The organism is Bradyrhizobium sp. USDA 4354 (assembly GCF_054060315.1).
The window spans coordinates 1,967,883-1,988,415 of sequence record NZ_JBSSDC010000001.1 but is presented as its reverse complement, the minus strand read 5'-3'; the positions used below and the strand labels follow the sequence as shown (position 1 = coordinate 1,988,415).

Sequence of the window (20,533 nt, the reverse complement as noted above, 5' to 3'; positions counted from 1 at the left end):
CTAGGCGAGGCCTGCCCGTGGATCTCCAGATGCGTCGAAGGACCACTTCGGCAGGCAAACCCGACCGCTCAACGCATGGGCGCGGCATTTTCCCTATGCGACCTAGTAGGAGCCACAAAGTCCTAAACCGCAGAGGGGGCCATTCGCAAATGAGACATTATGGAAGAACTCGGCCAATGACCCCGCTCGGCCCAATTCGGCCGAATGGCCGCTGCCGTTAGGCAAACTTTAAGCATCCACGGCGTCCACTACCTACACAATCTGTGGTTACAACCCAGAATTAATGCGATTGCCCTACACTTCGTCGGTTTTCGGCTAGGGCAATCCCATGTCAAATCTCAAGAACAGCGAACGCTCTCCCATTCCTTTCTTCGGAGCGCGCAAGTACGCCGAAACTCTCATCAAGGAAAATGAACAATTAGAGCGAGAGCGTGATGAGGCTCTGCTGCGCTGTAGAGAGTTGAGCGGCTACGTCACGGAGATTACGGACCGATACGAATCGGCCGTGAAGCAGCTGGAACAGATTGGAGGGGCTTCGCTGTTAGAGGTCGAAGCTCGCCGAAAGCACGTTGAAGTCGAGGTCGCGAACTTAAGTACACAAATCAGCCAGGAGCGTGCGCACGCTGAGGCGGAGAAGCGCGCGATTGCAGCTGAATTCGCGGAAGCGCGCCGCGATATTGTCGAGACAAGAGAGATTGCACTTCTTCAGGAAGTTGGCGTTTACGAGTACAATCACCCGCTGACCGACGCTGTAGCATATCAGGCGGCCCTCGAGCGACTAGAAGATGCCATCAAGTCAGCTGTCAAAAAGGACGGCGGCGCGATTTTAGCAAGCACGAATTGGCAAGTTAACGGCTCCGCCGCCGAAGGTGAGAAGATGGTTCGTGAAGCCTCTAAGCTTATGCTGAGAGCCTTCAATGCCGAAGCGGACAATCTGGTTCGCACCCTAAAGCCCTATAAGCTCGACAGCGCGATTGAGCGCTTGAGCAAGGTTGAGGAGACGATCCGCAAGCTTGGCAAGACGATGCAGCTGCAGGTCTCCCCGGCATACTTTCAGTTGCGTGTCGACGAGCTGCGCCTAACCGCCGACTTCCTCCAAAAGCAGTCAGAAGAGAAAGAGAAGGAGCGGCAGCAGCGCGAACGCATGCGCGAGGAGCGCAAAGCTCAACAAGAAATTGCCAGGGAGAAAGCGAAGCTGGAGAGAGAGAGGCTTCACTACGAGAATGCCTTTCAGGCTCTAGAGGCCAAAGGCGATCAAGACGCGATGCGGCGGCTGCGGGAGCAGATTGCCGAAGTGAACAACGCGATCGAGAGTGTTGAGGCACGAGCGGCCAATACTCGAGCGGGCTACGTTTACGTCATTTCAAACATCGGCTCCTTTGGCGAGGAAATGGTCAAGGTCGGAATGACGCGTCGGCTTGATCCAATGGAGCGCATACGGGAGCTGAGTGACGCGTCGGTTCCGTTCAATTTCGATGTCCATGCACTCTTTTTCTCGAATGACGCGGTAAGTATTGAGGCCGCCATGCACGAGCGCCTCGGCGACTTGAGAGTGAATGCCGTAAATCGCCGACGCGAATTTTTCCGCGCTCGGCCGTCGATCGTTAAAGCACTCCTGAGCGAGTTGGCTGGAGAACTCTTGGAATTCCACGAAGCCGCTGAGGCGATCGAATACAGGCAAACGCTTAACATGCGAGTCGCAGACTAGAGACTGCCCAAGGGCTTCATACCCACCGGCCCATTCGACGGCAGCGGTGGTTTGCTGTCGAAATCCATTGCAGGAAAATAATCGCCCACTTGATCAGCTCGGGTCCCACGTAGCACGCACAAACGCATTGAATACACTATCGTTCTTCCTCAGAGACGCTTACAGCCTTGTCTGAAAGTCGCTGAAATTCTCCCTAAACAGGAAAAAAATCTGCGAGTGGGGGTGGGGCCGGTACGCGGGTCGAACGGTCATGAGGAATCGACTCCCCCCACCCCATCAATTGGCGTCGCCATTCCTCCCCATCCAAGTGGGCTTTTTGTTTTTAATTCTGAACTTTTGGGTGTGAACGATGGAGACCGGTCTTCAGAGCGCCCCGCCAGACTTTTAGCGCCCCCCGTCAACCCGACTGTCAACCTTGTCAACCTTGTCAACCTAACTTTTCAGTACCTTCGGCTAGCGCGGTGGCGCGGTGCGAACTACCCGCGAGTCGTTCTGATACCAGAAGGACCCATGCCTCGCTTCGAGCTATCTCCTGACGTTCGCTAGCAATGGTTCACCTACAATTCTCTCTAACTCTCGCATGTCGACTGGTGGGCGTTGTTGGAAGGTCATAGGAACGACACGCCCCCAGCAGAACTGGGTGCGGCGTTCCTAGACCAAAACAGTCATGCCGACCGGAGCCGCGCCGCCGTTTAGGCCCGCATGCTACGCTGGTCGCGCATGCGTCAGCACCTACTTCCGACGATATCCAGTTCGCCGCTCGTCGCCCTCGTGCCTTTCGGACCGGGCTTTGCGCTTGACGAGGCCCCATAGCTCGCAAAGTGATCCATCGTCGCTACCGTCGTGCCCGACCGACCGACGATGGATGCAAGCGAGCTGAACTGAACGATTAGATTGGATGGTTCTGAACACACACACGAGCCCGCTGCGACGTCCCTATTAGGGGGTCTTCTTCGGGCTTGCAGATCAACTACCTCCCTTAAACCGGGGAGGCTTCTTACCTAGCTTGAGGTCCAGGATATACTGCTGCAGGAAGGCAATCCTGTAGACCACCATGGAGAGCTTCTTCTCAAGCGTTTTCCGGTCATCAGGATCGAGTGGGCTCTTCAATTCGCAAAAAAGCTGCGTTCGCTCGGCGACCAGTTCGTCTAGTTTGCGAAGGGGACGAGCGAGCGCGTGTAGCCAGCTTGTCACTCCGGAATACTTCTCCGCGTCGCGGCGGGTGGCATAGGCATAGACGTCTCGCAGAAAGTTATGGAAATCGCTTTTTTCTCCACCCTTTGCCTCATTCGGCCTAAAGCGTTGAAACAGGCTCCAACCCTGAACAACCAACTGGTATTCCGCGGAAGTGCGGTACTCCTTGAACAGGTTTGTATTGCCACCTTTATCGATTGATCCCCTCGGAAGACCTCTAACCTCCAAGAAACGGTCCGAAGCAGCGTACGTCGCTCGCTCCAATAACGTAAGACTTTGCTTCCACTCGCGGCTGCCATCATAAAACTCGAGCCCTTTGCAAGGCCCAGAGCGATCTGGGGCTTCACGCTCGTGGAGAGAAGCAAAGCCACCGACGTCACTGAATGCCAAGCGGGTAAAGTCGTTCACAGAGGAGATTGCATTCCGCAACACTTCGACGGCAGCTCGGATATCCTCAATTTCGCGAAGGACGTCTGCCGCCCGCGGAGCGTCTTTGCTGCGAATTACATCCTTGTTGTAGACAAATGCCAGCTCTTTGACGCCGGCTTTCGCGCAGTCCCGACAGGTGCATTGCTCTTGGTCGTCCTGATGACTGCCCTTTGGAGTGAGGCCATCTACGGCGCACTCAAAAAACTCAGGCAATCCGCGCGGCGCCGCATCAGCAGGGTTGCTGAGATCCAACGACCAGGGCTTAGGAATATTCATATTTGGACCTTCCCTGAGGACTACCTGATCGAATTCGGCCAGGTTGTTCATCTGACAGACGGAGGGGGACGGCGCTCACTAAGGCATGTTCGATTTACCATCTGATTCGACCTCCAGCGAAGGGCTTGCTGAGCTTTCGAGCCTCCTGTCGGCCGGCCTCCAGCGTCTTTTGGCGCGCAAGTCCAGTCATTTATCGCAGTGTAATCAACATATTCCTCTCGACTGGTCCTGCAACGTCATGTCCGGAAAAACGGCCGGGAATTGTCCCCATGAAACCCCACGTTCTTTCGCAGTTGGCGGCTTTGAAAGGCGCCTCCGCCCCCGCCCTAAAGGCCCGCTGGCGCGAGCTATTCGATACGGAGCCCCCTGCTTATAACCGCCGTTTTCTGGAGAGACGGCTGGCCTACCGCATTCAGGAATTGGCCTATGGCGGCTTGAGCCGGGAAACCACCGAGCGGCTTAAGGCCATGGCGAAGCAATATGCCGACCAGAAGGCGGCAGACCGTAAGGCCCGACCGCCTCTGCGCCCCGTCGCCGGGACGAAGCTGATCCGCGAATGGGAGGGCGTGGAGCACTGCGTCACCGTCCGCCACGACGATTTCGAATATCTCGGCCGCCCCTACAAGTCCTTGTCCTCGGTCGCCCGTCAGATCACCGGCACGAATTGGAATGGCTGGGTCTTCTTCGGCTTGAAAAATTTGATCGGCAAATGAACTCTCGCAAGTCGCAAAAGGGCCGAGCCTCCTTATTCGCCAACTCCTTCGAGAGTGCAGCCACAGGCCGCCCAGGCGTCCGTAAAGTCCGCTGCGCTGTCTACACCCGCAAGTCGAGCGAAGAAGGCCTCGACATGGACTTCAACTCGCTCGACGCCCAGAGAGAGTCATGTGAGGCTTACATCGTCAGCCAGCGGGCGGAGGGGTGGACCGCAGTTTCCGACCGCTACGACGATGGCGGGTTCTCGGGCGGCACCCTCGAACGACCAGCTCTGCAACGCCTCATCGCCGCAGTTCGGGCCGGCAAGATAGACGTTATCATCGTCTATAAGATTGACCGACTTTCGCGGTCGATGCTCGACTTCCTCAATCTCGTAGAGCTATTTGAACGTCACGGCGTGACCTTCGTCTCTGTCACCCAGTCTTTCAACACCAAGGATGCCATGGGCCGCATGGCGCTCAACATCCTGGTGACATTCGCCCAATTCGAGCGCGAGCTGATCGGCGAGCGGATCCGGGACAAGGTGGCTGCCTCTCGCAAGCGGGGCAAATGGATGGGCGGCTGGACGCCGCTCGGCTACGAAGTCCGAGATCGCAAACTGCTCGTTCATGAGGCCGATGCCGAGCGGGTTAGGGCCATTTTCCGTCGCTTCGTGCAGCTTAAGTCTGCAACCCTGCTGGCTCGAGAACTTATCGCTGCCAACCAACGCACACGTTACGGTCACCTCCTAGACAAGACCCTGCTGTACAGAATCCTCCGTAACCGTGTTTATCTCGGCGAGGCCGTTCACAAAGGCACCTGCTACCCCGGCGAACACGAGCCAATCATCGATCAGAAGCTGTGGGATCAAGCGCACAGCATTCTCAAGGAAAGCCCCCGCAAGCGCGCCAACAACAGTCGGGCGCAAACGCCAGCTTTGTTGAAAGGCCTGCTGTTCGGCCCTGATGGAGCGGCGATGTCCCCGACCCACACGCGAAAATCAGGGCGCCTTTATCGCTACTACATCAGCCAGACCGCTATGAAGCAGGGTAGATCAGATTGCCCGGTCAAGCTCGTGCCGGCGGCGGAGCTCGAGCGCATCATCATCGACCAAGTCCGTCGGCTACTGCAAACGCCTGAAGTCATCGTCCAGACCTGGCGCGCGCTGCGAAAGCAGGCCGCAGAGGTCAGTGAAAGCGAAGTGCGAAGCGCGCTGGTCGGGTTTGACGAACTCTGGGAAGAGCTATTTCCGGCCGAACAGGCCCGCATTGTTCAGTTGCTGGTCGAACGCATCGACATCCATGCCGAACGGCTGGATATCACCTTGAAGGTCCAGGGCCTGACCTCGCTGTCCACGGAATTACAGCCCCAGCCCTTCCAGCAGGCCGCCGAATGAACAGACCAACCACCCTCACCCTCGGCCCTATCGGAAGACCAAAGCTCAGCCGCGATGGCCGGACAATGGTTGTGAGTATCCCGATTTCATTCCGGCGATCGGGTGGCCGCAAGCGCGTGGTCACGCCTGCAAATGCGGAAGCCTGGGCGCCTGCGAAGCCGCAGATCGACAATACGCTGATTAAAGCCGTGGTGCGGGCCCATCGCTGGCGCAACATGCTCGAATCCAACCTGTTTAGCTCGGTCCGAGATCTTGCCAAGGCGGAGAAGATCAACGAGTCCTATCTTTGCCGAGTGCTCCGGTTGACGTTGCTCTCGCCGGCGATCACCGAAGCCATCCTGAACGGCCTACAGCCTGGCGGGCTTGAGCTGGCGCAGCTGTTGAAATCCATCCCCGCAGAGTGGGATGAGCAGCAGGTTCTGATCAGCTCCTCTGCCCGGAAAGCTGAAGCGCGTTAAAACCCCTCACAATAATGGAAGGGGTTTACTCGAGTGCGGATTCGCTGATCGAATGTTATGGAACACCCATTCCCATCCGCTTTAAGCAACAACTTGCTGCAATGATTGACAATCGGAAAACGCTTCCTCGGTGCGATCGCGGATATCGAAGCTGCGGGATCAACCAAACAATTGCCCTTTGCTGGCCCGCTCAGATACTGAACAGATAAACTCGGCCAAGGCAATCTTTTCCGCCGGCGAGCAATATAGGGCAGCGATCTTTCGACCGTTCGCATCAATCAGATACACTTGTCCAGTCCCCGGTTGCTTTCCGACTTGGGAAATTGTCTCGTAGGTCCATGGCATAGGTGGAAGATCTGACCGCATTGTAAGCTCTCTTTTTCTGCTAGCTTGATCCAAAGTATATCGACCTCAACTCATGCTTTCACCCAAGCGCAAGCCTCTCGCCGGATGAAAAGAGCCCAGCCCGACAGCCAAAGACCAAAGCATGGGCCGTGGGAGCGTTTACCGGGCCTTCCGAGCTGCCGGACGAGTCTGCTTCAAATGCCATCTCGAGAGCGGCTCCTTGGATTTTGATTCTTTTCGGCTAATAGGACCACGCGTTGTACCACCCACGTGCCGATACCAAGGGTGCGACCAATTTTCAGAATACCCATTCCCTCTGCGCGAAGCTCAAGTATCCGCTTTTCTATCGAGGCCGTCACCGGACGCCGACCGACTTTGGTGCCTCTCCCCTTGGCTCGCACAAGGCCCGCGCTGACACCCTCGCCGGCCACGGCACGCTCGAACTCTGCAAATGCAGCGACCATCTGAAACATCCCCTTGCCCACTGGCGTGCTGGTATCGAGTCCCTGCTGGTGCAGATACAGATCGCACTCAAGGGTCTGCAACTGCGTTAGGACGCGCACCAAGTCCCGCAGACTGCGACCGAGCCAGTTCACGGACCAAGTGATGATCATATCGATTTTACGCGCCGCCGCGTCCTTGAGTAGCCGATCGAAGGCGGAACGATGAGGATTACGACCGTCGAAACTTTCAGCATCTTCATAGAGCCCGACCACATGCCAGCCAGAGCGTGCCGCAACAGCTTCTAGCTCTCGTCGCTGATCCTCCGTGGCCTGCCCCTCCGGTGAAACTTTAAGATAGATGCCGACGCGCTTCATATTAGCCTCCGGAGCAACATCATCTTCAGGAATATATACTAAGCGGCCGATCGCTCATTTCCCAAAATGTTAGCGCAATCCTCCGCCAAGCGTGCGAAGTTGCGCACTTAATGCCGGCCAGTGCTAACGAGTACACTTAGGCGGGGCTCATTTGAGTTTGCCGCCACCAATACAGCGCGCCTGCTGGAATGCTTGCAGTCGCGATGAGTCCCACCGACACGCTGGTCGAGATCGTTGCAGTGCCTTTTACGTAATGCGGCTGCCTGCCCATCAACCGATGGATTGGCGCCGCTCGGAGTTCGCGCCCGAATGGACAACGCCCGTGCTAGCCGACGCATTCCGAAGCAGGCTCATGGCGTAGTCGCTAATTCGCTGGAGAGCGCCTCAGCCTGCTGCAACACGCTCCTGACCGCCGCATCCTGTAAGTCTGGCGGATAGCCATACCTGCGAAGCAGCCGCTTCACATGACGCCTAATGTTCGCCCTTGCCGAATCGCGATGCATCCAATCCACAGTAAGATTGCTTTTGATCACGCTCACCAGTTCGTGAGCAATCATCCGCAATGCTGGCTCGCCCATCATAGCCCGTGCACTCGCGTTTTCCGCAAGCGCATCGTAGAAGGCAACCTCCTCGTCGGTGAGACCGGCCTCCTCGCCTCGGGCCCGAGCCGACCGAATATCTTGAGCAAGCCGAATTAGCTCTTCGAGAACTTCTGTGGTAGAGATGGCATTCGCGTGATAGCGCGCAATGGCGGCTTCCAGCCGCTCGGAAAATGCTTTTGACTGAGTAACGTTGCGCTTCGCCTGAGAACGGACCGCCCCGTTGATCAGCTTTTTCAGCGCCTCTATCGCTAAGTTCCTCTTGTCCATCTGACGCACTTCGGCCAAGAACTCGTCAGAGAGGATCGAAATGTCAGGGGTTTTGATACCTGCTGCTTTCATGATGTCGACGATTTCCGTGGACACTATCGCCCGACTGACAATCTGCTGAATTGCTAGTTCACGCTCCGCGTGGCTTTTCCTCCCATCGCCAGGCACCGGTTTAAGAAGGGCCGCGCGGACCGCCTGGAAAAAGCCGACCTCTTCTCGAATCCTACGAGCCTCATCGCTGCCTGCTGCAAGGGCGAACGCCTTCGTAAGAGAAACGACAACATCTGCAAATCGCCGATGAGCCCGTTTTCTGCCCTCGTCGCTCGTTTCTCTTTCCGCATCCTTTTGCTGGAGTGTTAACACCCAGTCGATCGCACTGGCCATGATGCCGAGTCTGAGCTGGGGCGTCGCCTCTATTAGAAGTGCAGGGCGGTAGTCGAACCCGCCAGACATGTCTGGGCGGAATATCGCTCTCGCAACTTCGTATTTTCCCATGAGGACGCGAATCGCATCGGCTTCATCGATCCCTGTCTCCTCCTGGTCCCGAGCGGAATACTGGCCCAACGCAATCTTCAAATCCTGAGCAATCCCGATGTAGTCCACGATTAGACCTGCCGGCTTGTCGCGGAATACACGATTGACGCGGGCGATCGCCTGCATGAGACCATGACCTTTCATGGGCTTATCGACATACATTGTATGCATGCAGGGCGCATCAAAGCCCGTAAGCCACATGTCTCGGACAATCACCAGCTTAAGCGGGTCGTCGGGAGATTTGGCTCGCTTCGCCAACAACTCTCGCCGGGCCTTCGAGCGCTTGCCAATGTGTGTCTGCCAGCTCGGCGGATCGGAGGCCGCCCCGGTCATCACAACCTTGATTACGCCGGCCTCGTCGTTTTCGCTATGCCACTCAGGTCGTAGCTCTACTATGGCGTTATAAAGGGCCACGCAAATGCGACGACTCATACACACAATCATCGCCTTGCCGTCGAGGGCTCCGATACGATCCTCAAAGTGTGACACCAAATCCTGTGCCACCAAGGCAATTCGCTTGTCCGCTCCAACGAGCGCTTCGACGTTCGACCATTTGCGCTTGAGACGCTCTTGCTCGTTCTGCGCTTCGTCTTCAGTCAGCTCCGAAAGCTCCGCGTCGATTTTCGGCTTCTCATCCTCACTTAGCTCAATGCGCGCAAGCCGACTCTCATAATAGATCGGAACGGTCGCACCATCTTCGACCGCGCGGCTGACATCGTAAATATCGATGTAGTTGCCGAACACAGCTGGAGTGTTCACGTCCTCTTTCTCGATAGGCGTGCCTGTGAATCCGATGAAAGAGGCATTGGGCAGGCCATCTCGCATGTACTTGGCGAACCCATACGAAAATTCTCCAGATTTCTCCACGCGTGCCCGAAATCCATATTGGCTGCGGTGCGCCTCGTCGGCGATCACAATCACGTTGCGGCGGCCAGTGAGGACGGGATAATCTTGAGCTCCCGCCGCCGGCACGAATTTTTGCAAAGTTGTGAAAATTACTCCGCCCGAAGGTCGATCCAAGAGTTCCCGTAAATGAGCTCGATCGAGTGCCTGCTGGGGCGTCTGGCGCAGCAGGTCCTTACACATACTGAAAGTGCCGAACAGCTGATCATCGAGATCATTCCGATCAGTAAGCACAACAAGCGTCGGGTTCTTCAGCGCCGGATGCTTTATTATCTGCCCGGCATAGAACGCCATCAGCAGACTCTTGCCCGACCCTTGCGTATGCCAGATGACCCCCGCTCTTCGGTCGCCCCCCGGCGCGCTCGCTCCCAAGGTACGGGTGACGGCCTCACGCACAGCGTGAAATTGATGATAGCCAGCCAAGACTTTGACGACCTCGCTTCCGGATTCGCCAAACACAGTAAAGTCGCGGAGCAAGCTCAGGATCAGCTGCCGTCCAAATACCCCCTTTAGAACGGTTTCCAGTTCAGGGCTGCATCTTGCCGCGAGGTCATCGCCCGCGACAGTCCGCCATGGCATGAATCGCTCCCTGTCGGCCGTGAGCGTGCCGACCCGCGCAGCGATACCATCTGAAATCACCAACACCGCGTTGGTCCGAAAGACCGAAGGTATCTGCGACTTGTAGGTTTGCAATTGATTGAACGCCCCTTCGAGCGTCGCGCCCTCGTCACCAGGATTTTTCAGCTCGATGACACCGATAGGGAGACCATTGATAAATACCACTACGTCGGGTCGTCGGTTTGCGCCGCTCTCGATCACCGTGAACTGGTTCAAAGCGAGCCAATCGTTGGCATCCGCGTCCTCGAAATCAATGAGGCGAACATGCTCGCCTCCGACAGAGCCATCAGGTCGGCGAACTTCCAACGGGACGCCTTCGATCATGTAGCGATGAAGTCGTCGGTTTTCTCTCACGAGAGCCGGTGTTTCCGTTTGAAGCAGCTTGAACAGAGCCTGTTCTCGGGATTCCGCCGAGAGCCTCGGATTCAACCGCTGGATCGCGGATCTCAACCGCTTCAACAAGACTACGTCTGCATACGTGGCGCGCTCTGGCGAAGTACTGTCTGGGCCCACCGCAAGCGCATTGCCCGTTCGGTAACCAAGCTCTGAGAGCCAAGCAAGTGCCGCTTCTTCCACAATACCCTCAGTGAGGACGGGTGCCACGTCTAGCTATCCGCTTGCAGATGATCGGATGTAATTCTGACCCAAACCGCGCCGTTGGGTGATCGAATCATTTCAAACGATTCGCTCGCCCACGCAAAAGTCTCAAACTGGCCATCGCGGAGAGCAGCGATCTTTACGCCCATGTCCTCTAACTCCGGGACCGAAAAGCAACGGCGCTGCCCAAGTTTCGTGTTACATATTGCATGGCCCCACGCCACATTCTGTGCGTTGTGACAAACATCAGAATACGTTAGCGGCTGAACGTGAAATAAGTTTACTATGGTCGAGCGAGTTGCATTGACAATTTGCTCAGCCGCATTGAGGAGCGCGTCCTCTTCTGAGAATACAATTGTTTCATGCAGCTCTGGATACCTAAGTTGCTTTAGGCACAGGGGGCAATTCGTCAATCCGTTCCTTGTCAGCCCTCGCCGCTCAAAAAGATCTTTCGCCAAGAGGCCCTCGGAGATTAGGATTTCTTCCAGCCACTCCGCTTGAGCACCCACGTATGGGCTGTCAATGGTTTGATTTATGAGCCAAGCAAGTAGGCATTTCGATAAGAAATTGTTTTCGGCATCACAGTACTCCGGCGCGAATATGCCTTGCGGCGGCCCCTCAATGATCTCCTTCCGATTTCCATGTGCAGCAATGCGCATCACGTAATGGCCATGGTCTACCGCTCCGTCCCCTCTGCGATCAACTCGTTCGCCATCTTTCTCCAAGTAACGCACTTCCCATCCCGGAGATGGGGGAAGCCTGTCATATTGATCATGTGTCCGATAAAGGACAAATGCGTTTTGCCCAACGATGACGTTGTGCTGTGCTATTTCCGTGCGAACGGTATGCTGCGCGCTGAAGTACTGATCTGCGTGAACTCGTATCACATACCCGTCGCGGAAATGCTCAAGATCCAAGCCCGCCAAGCGCTCGAATGGAATGATGACCCTATTTGCCCGACTGACATGGTTTTGATACGCGCCTTTTTCTCCCCCGCGTGGCGTCGCAAAACCGGCTTTGTTGATCTTCTTCTTGTCTTTCTCTCTTAAGAAGTCCCACGCCTTTGTTGGGTAATGCTCGTGGACTCCATCATGTCCTTTTAATCTACGACACCCATTTATTCCGCAGATTGGCATCAAAGGACCGCCTTTGCGAGATCAAGCCGTGAATTCTCGGATGACAAGCGTCCAGTCAACAAAAACGGCGCTAACTGCTCGCGCAACTCGATGATCCTGCGCACCTTCGACTGAATCCGAGTAACTTCCTCCACATTTGTGGACGACTGTTCGGCCATATTACAGGAGAAGAGCAGTTTTTGGATCGCCAGGAAATAGCTCACAATTGCTTTCTGCTCGTCAGGCGGAGGCACCCCCATCTCAAATTCAAACAGATCGCCTTTGTACAATTCGGGATACGTTGATCCATTAGCGACTGCATCGAGATAGATCTTGTTGGCGCGCAACCAAAAGGCCAAGTAAAGAGGATTCAGTCGCGGACCGCAGACAAAATTCAAAAAGCCTTGATTGGTTGTGATGGGAACGGCAGCAACGGCAACGGTGCCGACTGGCGCGCGCTTTGTGAGCAGCACGGTGCCAGCGGGCAGGAGCTTCGCAGCACTATTTGTCAGTCCAATCCGAGAAATGGTCCTTTCAGTATGAGAAACATAGAGGGGCGTATAGTCTCCCGTAATTTCCTTGGGAGTCAGCCACGGAATTCCTCCGTCCCAATAGCTGTCTTCTCCAGTTTTCGGCGTTCCGCCACTTTCGGCGGACATGATGCAGCACTGCTTTGCGTTGGGTCTCAATGTGATGCTTGTCCAACGTGACGGTATGGGCAGATATGGCTTAGCCATGGAACAATATCCGAAGACGGTTCATCGAAGATTCCAAGTCGTTGGCGAACCCCGCGACTTCGTCGATGACAGTGAGAAATTCTGACCGAAGAGAGCTGAGAGTCGCATCCTCAAGAGCCAACGGCGGAAACCCCACGTACCGGCCCGGGACGAGCGCGTATCCGTGCTCTGCTATTTCATTTAAGGAGCAGGATCGACAAAAGCCAGGAACATCCACATACTCCGCGGCATGAGATCGCCCCTGCCAAGCATGGTATGTCGAGACGATATGAAAAATCTCACTATCGGATAGTTCACGTCGTGTTCGATCAACCAAATGTCCCATACGTTGCGCGTCAATCATTAGGATCGACTTGCTTCTATCACGCTGGTTGCGCGGAGATTTGTTGCGCGCCAGAAACCAAAGGCTCGCGGCAATCTGTGTCGAGTAAAACAGCTGAGCGGGAAGAGTGATGATGCAATCCACTAAATCCGCTTCGACCATCATCTTGCGGATCTCGCCCTCGCCTGACTGATTCGATGTCAGTGAGCCGTTGGCGAGAACTACTCCCGCCAACCCATCCGGCGAAAGATGATGGGCGATATGTTGCAGCCAGGCATAGTTTGCATTGCTTTCGGGCGGGATACCGAATTTCCATCGACCGTCTTCGCGCAGCCGGTCGCCGCCCCAGTCTGAGATGTTAAATGGTGGATTGGCAAGAATATAGTCGAAGCGCAGATCCCTCAATTCGTCTTTATGGAAGCTGCCCTCGTTGTTCCATCGAATGTCCGCGTCAATGCCGCGCACCGCAAGGTTCATCTTGCACAATCGCCAAGTTGTGTAATTGCTCTCTTGACCATAGATCGCAATATCACCAAGGCGTCCCCCATGACTCTCGACAAATTTTTCTGACTGCACAAACATTCCGCCCGAGCCACAGCAGGGGTCATATACTCGGCCCCTATAGGGTTCCAGCATCTCGACCAACACACGCACAACCGAGCGCGGTGTGTAGAACTCACCGCCTCTTTTTCCCTCAGAGCCAGCGAAGCCGCCAAGGAAATACTCGTAAACGCGACCGAGAATATCCTTGGCCGTGTCGCCGGGCTCCCCCATTCCGATTCCGGAAATGAGGTCGATCAACTCCCCCAACATGACTTTGTCGAGGGCCGGCCGGTTATAATCCTTCGGCAGGACGCCTTTGAGTCCCGGATTAGCTTGCTCGATCGCGCCCCATGGCGTCGTCGATGAGCTTGCCTATTTGAACTTGGCGAGCATTGTCCTGCAAATGGGACCAGCGGGCCTCTTTCGGGACCCAAAAAACGTTCTCCGCCAGATATTCGTCGGGATCTTCAGCCGCAGCAGCATCTTCCGACAGCAAAGCAGCGTGCTTTGCCTCAAATGCGCTCGAGATATGCTTCAGAAAGATCAGTCCGAGTGCCACGTGTTTGTAGTCAGATGGCTCAAGGTTTTTGCGGAGTTTGTCAGCCGCAAGAAACAACTGGGTCTCGAAGCCCAAGTTCGCCGCATTGCCATTCCGGCCGGCGTCGCTGAACTTGTTGGCGTCTATCACTTTGAGCTCCGCTTCTCTCTCGTTCTGCCGTCCTCTCGGCATTCTTAGCAGTCCCCAGTCTTTAGCATGATGCATAAGTCTGAAGTGAGATTGGAATCACCCGTTTGTCAATGATTTGGGCACCAATGGCCTGCACCGTGCGCCGGCCCGAACGCGCAGAGCGGTCTGGCTCCTTCCTCGTGCTGGTGAACGAGGACGACGCCAGGCCTTTTGTTGCATTTGGGGAAGGGAGGGTGGCCGGCCGCGGCGTGAACGAGTGAAAACAACCAGCTACCTAACGCATGACGCCAACGCTCTCCCGCGCCTGGCCATCAATCCTTCCGTTACTACGAGAATTGACTGCCGTATTGGGGCTTGCGCGGCTGTGCGATGAGTTGATGGGCCGGTCCCCTGCGCTGCCAATTGCGTCCGGTCCTGGCGGCCAACGGCACGTCGGATACACTCCGAGTGCAAAGGTTCGCTGCTTCGAAGGGCGAACCGGTAGTTGTCGCCGCCGCTCGGCTGCATCAGAAGAAGGAGGCCATCGCATTTGCGAGCGAATCGCGCCACTCGGCAGAATGTTGGTACCGTCCTTTGACGGCAAGGCTCAGATGCCAACGAATCGTAACCAGACGCGCTGGAGTTTCCCCGGACGATATCCACCGGAACATTCGAGAGTTCTCCGGCAGTCCGGCTCCCTCAGTCCCATGAGCGAGAGAGATCCAAACCGCGGGCCGATCAAGCCGTTGATTTTCCGAGAAATGCCGTACTAGACCAATTTCGCGGGTTCGAAGATTCGGAGAAAATTCGGTTCTCCAGGGGGCATCCAAGGCTCTCCGACATATGAATGCGAGTTCTCCGCGCGCAGAAAAGCGGGAAAACAGCAGAGTTTCTGGCCTCTCTCCAGCCTTCGGTACGAGACGATTTTAGCGGGATGGCGGAGAGAGTGGGATTCGAACCCACGGTACGGTTTCCCGCACACACGCTTTCCAAGCGTGCGCCTTAAGCCACTCGGCCATCTCTCCGGAGCGCCCTCTCTTGAAGGGGCGCCGATGATTTTGCAAGGGATGGCGGGACAAATCGGGCGATTTTCCGCAACTTATTGTATTTACAGCACAATATCCGGCTTCATACGTGCCCTGACCCACTGCCGGGTGAACCACGGGCGGCTCTGGCGCGACGATTCACGGCAAGCCGCCAAACACCCCCGGGGACGCCATGACCATCCACAACACCATCGCCGCGCTGAGCCTGATTTCGGCCCTCGGCTCCGCCCTTGCCGCCCCGGCCCTGGCGCAGGTCTGCACCCGTCAAGGCGTCGACGTCAGCTGCGAGGACGGACGGCGCGGGGTGCTGTCGGGCGATGCCATCTTCTGGCCGGACGGCACGCGCTTGAGCTCGACGCCGCATCAGAGCGTCATCATCGGCAACAAGAGCTCGGTGCATGTCGGGACCGGCGTGTTCGTCGGCCAGGGCAAGGGCGTGGTGCCGCTGGATAACCCCAACGCGCCGAACAAGCGGCAGTGCGCGATCCTGGATGGCGTCTCATATTGCTATTGAGGGGGCGACTCCACCTCGCCCCGCTTGCGGGGAGAGGTCGGATTGCATCTTCGATGCAATCCGGGTGAGGGGGACTCTCCGCGAAACCGACTGTCACCGTCCTTGCGGAAACAGGCCCCTCACCCCGCCCCTCTCCCCGTAAGAACGGGGAGAGGGAGAAGAGCGCTAAATCAACCGCACGCCTGATATCGCCGACTTCAGCCAGCGCAGCGCCTGCGGCGGCTGGGCTGCGAGCGGGGCGACGGCGGCCTTCTCGGTGCGGCACTTCTCGAGTCCGGCGACGAAATCCGCGGACCATTGCTGGATGGTGTGGCCGCGCAGCTTCTTCATCATCGCGTCCCAGCGCATCTTGCGCTCGGTGAGCGGCATGGATGCGGCGACCGCGATCGCGCGGGCCATGCCGTCGATGTCGTGCGGATTGACCAGCAGCGCGGCGTCGAGCTCGTTGGCGGCGCCCGCGAACTTCGACAGTACCAGCACGCCGGGATCGGCCGGGTTTTGCGCGGCGACGTATTCCTTGGCGACGAGGTTCATGCCGTCGTGCAGCGGCGTCACCACGCCGATCTGCGCGGTGCGATAGAGACCCGCGAGCACGGCCTGGCTGAAGCCTTTGTTCAAGTAGCGGATCGGCGTCCAGTCGACCTCGCCGTGGCGGCCATTGACGTCGGTGACGAGGCGCGCGACCTCGTTCTGGAGATTGCCATAGGCCTCGATGCCGCCGCGCGAGGGATTGGCGATCTGAAGCAGAGAGATGCTGCGCGCAAACTGCGGCTGCTCGGTCCAGAGCCGGTCGAACGCGCTGATGCGGTTGACGAGACCCTTGGAATAATCGAGCCGGTCGACGCCGATCGCGAGACGCTCGCCGTTGAGGCTGCGGCGCAGCCGCGATACATCAGGATGCGAGGCTGACTTTGCGGCATAGGCAGCGAACTTCTCCGCATCGATGCCGATGGGGAAGACTTCGCAGCGCGTGCGCCCATGCTGCGAGATCGCAACGCCGTCCTCGATGGCAAGGCCGAGCTCGCCGCCGACATAACCCAGAAAATTCTGGCGATCTTCCTCGGTCTGGAAACCGAGCAGATCGTAGGCCAGCATCGCCGTGATCAGCTCGCGATGGTTGGGCACGCCCTGCATCACCGCGGCGACGGGCCACGGCGTATGCAGGAAGAAGCCGATGGGATCATCGACGCTGAGGTCGCGCAGCTCGGCGCCAAGCGCGAGAAAATGATAGTCCTGCACCCAGAACGCGGTCTTGGCTTTTCGGAAGCGCAGCAGGGCCCGCGCCATGAAGGCGTTGACCTCGCGATAGCTGACATAGTCCTCGCGCGAGACGCGGATCAGGTCGCTGCGCGAATGCAGTGCCGGCCACAGTGCCGAATTGGCGAAGCCTTCGTAATAACCGCCGTAATGCGCCGCCGGCAGATCCAGCGTCGCAATCGCGCCCGTGCCGAGCGCCTCGATCTCGGCGAAAGGTTCCTTCTGATGGCCATCACGCACCCGGCCGGAGGAACCGACCCAGATCGCACCAGAATGTTCCACCACGGGAAGCAATGCCGCCGCAAGGCCGCCCGTCATGGGCTCGTTGGGTTTGCCGCGGGCGACACGATTTGAAACGACGATCAAGTTCACAGGTCGTCCCCTCCTGTTCATTCCACCCCGTTTAACTGCCGTTCATCAATATGGTTCCTGACCATCGTTTCAACCAATTGAAACCAAAATCGGGCGCGCGCGTTGGAACTGGCCTCGCTCGCGGAACCCGCGAATTTTGCTGCAAAGACAGCTTTTCGGTTTCGGTTGCGCAGCATGCATTGAGGCGCGCAATGGCGCTGCGTTGAAGGCATTTATGTCTGCGAGGTGGCGCTGCCTTTGTTTCACCTCGGATCGAGCAGGCGCGCGAGGAAGGCACGCACATCGCTCGGCGCATCGAAGTGGCCATTCACGCCCATGGCGCGGCGGCCGACCGAGAAGGCGAGCCCGTCCATGTCGGGCATGATCGCGAACACCGTTTCATCGGTGACGTCGTCGCCGATGAACAAGGGGCGTCGTCCGCTGAACGGCTCGTGCTTCATCAACTCGCGCACGCCGCTCGCCTTGGTGAAACCGGAATGCTTGATCTCGCAGACGAACTTGCCCGGCAGCACCTCGATCGGCGCATTGGGCAGATCGGCGCGGATCAGCGAAACGGATTCGTAAATCGCCTTCTCCGCATGCGGCGCAAGGCGGTAATGCAGCGCGAGCGAATAGCCCTTGTCCTCGAGCAGAATGCCGGGGCTGAGCTTGGCGATGGCGGCCAGGCGCCGCTTCAGCTCCTTGTCGAGCGGCGGCGCGTGCACGTCATCCGCTTCACTGTCCACCGACAGCCGCATCTCCGCGCCGTGGCCGGCGACGGCGCGGAACACATCCGGCGCGAAGATCAGGTCGATGTCGTTGAGCGAGCGGCCGCTGACCAGCGCCAGCGCCCCGGAGGTGCGCTCGGTCAGATGCTTCAGCGTCTCCGACAGGCCCGGCGGCACCCACACCTCGCGCGGCGTCGGCATCAGCTCCAGCAGCGTGCCGTCGATGTCGAGCAGAATGGCGATTTCATCGAGATGCGGCACCAGCGCATGCGGCACCGGCACCGTTTCCGGCGTGTCGTCATCCAGCATGGTGCGCTTCTGGTCCAATGCCATTTCCGCAAGTTCCGATTTCATCAGTCTACTCCATAAAGGCGAGCGGGCGTGCGATGTGTTCGAGCGATTTGCGCTCCGCGGAGACGGCATAGCGCCACGCCACGATCGCAGCCGCGATCATCAGGACTGCCCCCAGCAGATAGCCGGCGAACACGCTGTTGCGTGATCCCGTGTCGATCAGCGCGCCGAACAGCGCAGGGCCGATCACGCCGCCGATGCCGGTGCCGACCGCATAGAACACCGCGATCGCCAGTGCGCGAACTTCGAGCGGGAAGTTCTCGCTGACGGTGAGATAGGCCGCGCTCGCGGCGGGCGAGGCAAAGAAGAAGATCACCATCCAGGCGATGGTCTGCCCCTGCGCGCTCAGCACGCCGATCGAGAACAGATAGCCTGACAGCGCCAGCAACAGGCCTGACACGCCATAAGTGAACGTGATCATGGTGCGGCGTCCCAGCGTATCGAACAAGCGGCCGAGCAGGAGGGGCCCGAGGAAATTGCCGGCGGCGAAGGGCAAGAGGTACCAGCCGACGTGATCGGCGCTGATGCCGTAGAAATCGGTCAGCACTAGCGCGAAGGTGAAGAAGATGGCGTTGTAGAAGAACGCCTGCGCGCTCATCAGCACGAGGCCGACCAGCGCGCGCTGGCGATAGACCGAGAACAACGTGTGCACGACCTCGGCGATCGGCGTGTGGTCGCGCATCTTCAACCGGATCTTCGTGAAGCGCCCGTCGCTCGTATCCTGGTCATGCCCGACCACCGAGCGCTCGATGCCGTCAACGATGGCATGGGCCTCGTCGGGACGGCCATGGATCATCAGCCAGCGCGGACTTTCCGGGATCCACATTCGCATCAACAGCACGACGAGGCCGATGGCCGCGCCGATCAGATAAGCCAGGCGCCAGCCGAGATCGGGGCCGGTTACGGCGGGATCGAGCAGCACGATGGCCGCCACCGCGCCCATCGCAGCACCGATCCAGAAGCTGCCGTTGATGACGAGATCGGTCCAGCCGCGATAGCGTGCCGGCACCAGCTCCTGGATGGTCGAGTTGATCGCCGTATATTCGCCGCCGATGCCGGCGCCGGTGAGGAAGCGGAATAGCGCGTAGCTTGCGACATCCCACGACAGGGCGGTCGCGGCCGTTGCCGAGAGATAGAGCGCAAGCGTGATGAAGAACAGTTTCTTGCGGCCGATGCGATCGGTCAGCCAGCCGAAGCCGAGCGCACCGAGCACGGCGCCCGCGAGATAGGCGGAGTTGGCGATGCCGAGATCGAGATTGGAGAAATGCAGCGACGGGCTCTGCTTCAACGCACCGGAGAGCGCGCCGGCGAGAGTTACCTCGAGCCCGTCGAGAATCCAGGTGATACCCAGCGCGAGCACGACGCGGGTGTGAAAGCCGCTCCACGGCAGGGCGTCGAGCCGCGAGGGAATGCTGGTCTCGACGATGCGGTCGGTCGCGGTCGCCGCCGGGACTACGGGTGCATAGTTCAGCGCTGGGCTTTGCTGCAATTCCATCGGGTTGTTGCGTCTGATCAATGGAAGCGGCCCCGGTTCACATGACGTGGACGGGGTCGATCCGATCATGGGGGTGCGGCATTCTGCCTGCCACCTGCGACAACGTTTGCGATGAGGCTCGGTTCCCACGGGAACAGCCTTCAAGCACACCCGTTTCCGATTGAGCTCCAAGGAGTTGACGCATGGCTCAGGTCAGAAAGACGACACATTCACGGAAGACAGGCGCGCGCAACGCCGCGCGCCGCAAGCCGAGTACGACGCGCAAGAGGTCAAGTCGCCGTGCAGCGCCGAGGCGCTGGTCGCAACGGGTGACGCAGGAGAGCGACGCGCTCGATCTCAAGCGCGGTGTGTTCAAGCTGAGGGATCCCCGGAAGATAGCGGCCTCGCTGAAGCGTTCGGCCGAGCACAGCTCCCGCCGCAAGACCGGCGCCTATCGCTCGGCGCTGTCGATGCTGACGTTCTACATCAATCGCGCCGGCAAGACGCTGCCGAAGACGCAGCGCACGCGGCTGGAGCGCGCAAAGGTCGAGCTGAAGCGGGCATTCGGGAAGGAGTGAGGCTTGCGCGCC

General features: G+C 58.1%; 16 protein-coding genes and 1 tRNA gene. 6 read left to right on the top strand and 11 right to left on the bottom strand.

Annotated elements, in window-relative coordinates; translation table 11 throughout:
* Nucleotides 1–328: 328 nt before the first annotated feature.
* Entirely contained in the window at nt 329–1,708 is a 1,380-nt protein-coding gene (locus ACVIIV_RS09315; protein ID WP_456743919.1) for a DUF4041 domain-containing protein, read from the top strand.
* Between the two features lie 966 nt (nt 1,709–2,674).
* Here ACVIIV_RS09315 and ACVIIV_RS09310 read toward each other — a convergent pair.
* Entirely contained in the window at nt 2,675–3,658 is a 984-nt protein-coding gene (locus tag ACVIIV_RS09310; RefSeq protein WP_456743918.1) for a hypothetical protein, read from the bottom strand.
* A gap of 218 nt (nt 3,659–3,876) precedes the next feature.
* On the opposite strand from ACVIIV_RS09310, the gene ACVIIV_RS09305 reads away from it, so the two are divergent.
* The 3 genes from ACVIIV_RS09305 to ACVIIV_RS09295 all read left to right on the top strand — a co-directional run bounded on the left by ACVIIV_RS09305 (nt 3,877) and on the right by ACVIIV_RS09295 (nt 6,154).
* Complete coding sequence (locus ACVIIV_RS09305) at nt 3,877–4,320, top strand: DUF2924 domain-containing protein (protein ID WP_456743917.1); 444 nt, start codon at nt 3,877–3,879, stop codon at nt 4,318–4,320.
* Entirely contained in the window at nt 4,317–5,696 is a 1,380-nt protein-coding gene (locus ACVIIV_RS09300) for a recombinase family protein (protein WP_456743916.1), read from the top strand. The genes ACVIIV_RS09305 and ACVIIV_RS09300 overlap by 4 nt, the downstream gene beginning before the upstream one ends.
* A 65-nt stretch (nt 5,697–5,761) precedes the next feature.
* Nucleotides 5,762–6,154, top strand: a complete 393-nt coding sequence (locus tag ACVIIV_RS09295) for a hypothetical protein (RefSeq protein WP_456743915.1) — start codon at nt 5,762–5,764, stop codon at nt 6,152–6,154.
* Nucleotides 6,155–6,693: 539 nt separating this feature from the next.
* Here ACVIIV_RS09295 and ACVIIV_RS09290 read toward each other — a convergent pair.
* The 7 genes from ACVIIV_RS09290 to ACVIIV_RS09260 all read right to left on the bottom strand — a co-directional run bounded on the left by ACVIIV_RS09290 (nt 6,694) and on the right by ACVIIV_RS09260 (nt 15,247).
* Nucleotides 6,694–7,317 carry a recombinase family protein gene (locus tag ACVIIV_RS09290; protein WP_456743914.1) on the bottom strand — a complete coding sequence of 208 codons (624 nt, stop codon included), beginning with the start codon at nt 7,315–7,317 and terminating at the stop codon, nt 6,694–6,696.
* A 350-nt stretch (nt 7,318–7,667) separates the two neighbouring features.
* Entirely contained in the window at nt 7,668–10,844 is a 3,177-nt protein-coding gene (locus ACVIIV_RS09285; protein ID WP_456743913.1) for a type I restriction endonuclease subunit R, read from the bottom strand.
* Nucleotides 10,845–10,846: 2 nt separating this feature from the next.
* Nucleotides 10,847–11,974 (bottom strand): BstXI family restriction endonuclease, encoded by a 1,128-nt coding sequence (locus tag ACVIIV_RS09280; protein WP_456743912.1) that lies wholly within the window; start codon nt 11,972–11,974, stop codon nt 10,847–10,849.
* Nucleotides 11,974–12,612 carry a restriction endonuclease subunit S gene (locus tag ACVIIV_RS09275; protein WP_456743911.1) on the bottom strand — a complete coding sequence of 213 codons (639 nt, stop codon included), beginning with the start codon at nt 12,610–12,612 and terminating at the stop codon, nt 11,974–11,976. Before ACVIIV_RS09275 ends, ACVIIV_RS09280 begins: the two co-directional genes overlap by 1 nt.
* A 70-nt stretch (nt 12,613–12,682) precedes the next feature.
* Nucleotides 12,683–13,825 (bottom strand): N-6 DNA methylase, encoded by a 1,143-nt coding sequence (locus tag ACVIIV_RS09270; RefSeq protein ID WP_456743910.1) that lies wholly within the window; start codon nt 13,823–13,825, stop codon nt 12,683–12,685.
* A 58-nt stretch (nt 13,826–13,883) separates the two neighbouring features.
* Nucleotides 13,884–14,243 (bottom strand): type I restriction-modification system subunit M N-terminal domain-containing protein, encoded by a 360-nt coding sequence (locus tag ACVIIV_RS09265; RefSeq protein ID WP_456743909.1) that lies wholly within the window; start codon nt 14,241–14,243, stop codon nt 13,884–13,886.
* A 914-nt stretch (nt 14,244–15,157) separates the two neighbouring features.
* Nucleotides 15,158–15,247 (bottom strand) — tRNA-Ser (locus ACVIIV_RS09260).
* 193 nt (nt 15,248–15,440) lie between these two features.
* Here ACVIIV_RS09260 and ACVIIV_RS09255 point away from each other — a divergent pair.
* Entirely contained in the window at nt 15,441–15,782 is a 342-nt protein-coding gene (locus tag ACVIIV_RS09255) for a hypothetical protein (protein WP_456743908.1), read from the top strand.
* Between the two features lie 165 nt (nt 15,783–15,947).
* Here ACVIIV_RS09255 and ACVIIV_RS09250 read toward each other — a convergent pair whose 3' ends face one another.
* From ACVIIV_RS09250 to ACVIIV_RS09240, 3 genes are all read right to left on the bottom strand, one after another.
* Nucleotides 15,948–17,411, bottom strand: a complete 1,464-nt coding sequence (locus ACVIIV_RS09250) for a trehalose-6-phosphate synthase (RefSeq protein ID WP_456743907.1) — start codon at nt 17,409–17,411, stop codon at nt 15,948–15,950.
* Nucleotides 17,412–17,653: 242 nt separating this feature from the next.
* Nucleotides 17,654–18,472 (bottom strand): trehalose-phosphatase, encoded by an 819-nt coding sequence (gene otsB, locus ACVIIV_RS09245; RefSeq protein ID WP_197964140.1) that lies wholly within the window; start codon nt 18,470–18,472, stop codon nt 17,654–17,656.
* 4 nt (nt 18,473–18,476) lie between these two features.
* Nucleotides 18,477–19,964, bottom strand: a complete 1,488-nt coding sequence (locus tag ACVIIV_RS09240; RefSeq protein WP_456748691.1) for an MFS transporter — start codon at nt 19,962–19,964, stop codon at nt 18,477–18,479.
* Between the two features lie 182 nt (nt 19,965–20,146).
* On the opposite strand from ACVIIV_RS09240, the gene ACVIIV_RS09235 reads away from it, so the two are divergent.
* A complete protein-coding gene (locus tag ACVIIV_RS09235; protein ID WP_456743906.1) occupies nt 20,147–20,521 on the top strand; it encodes a DUF3175 domain-containing protein in 375 nt (124 codons plus the stop codon).
* Nucleotides 20,522–20,533 lie beyond the last annotated feature (12 nt).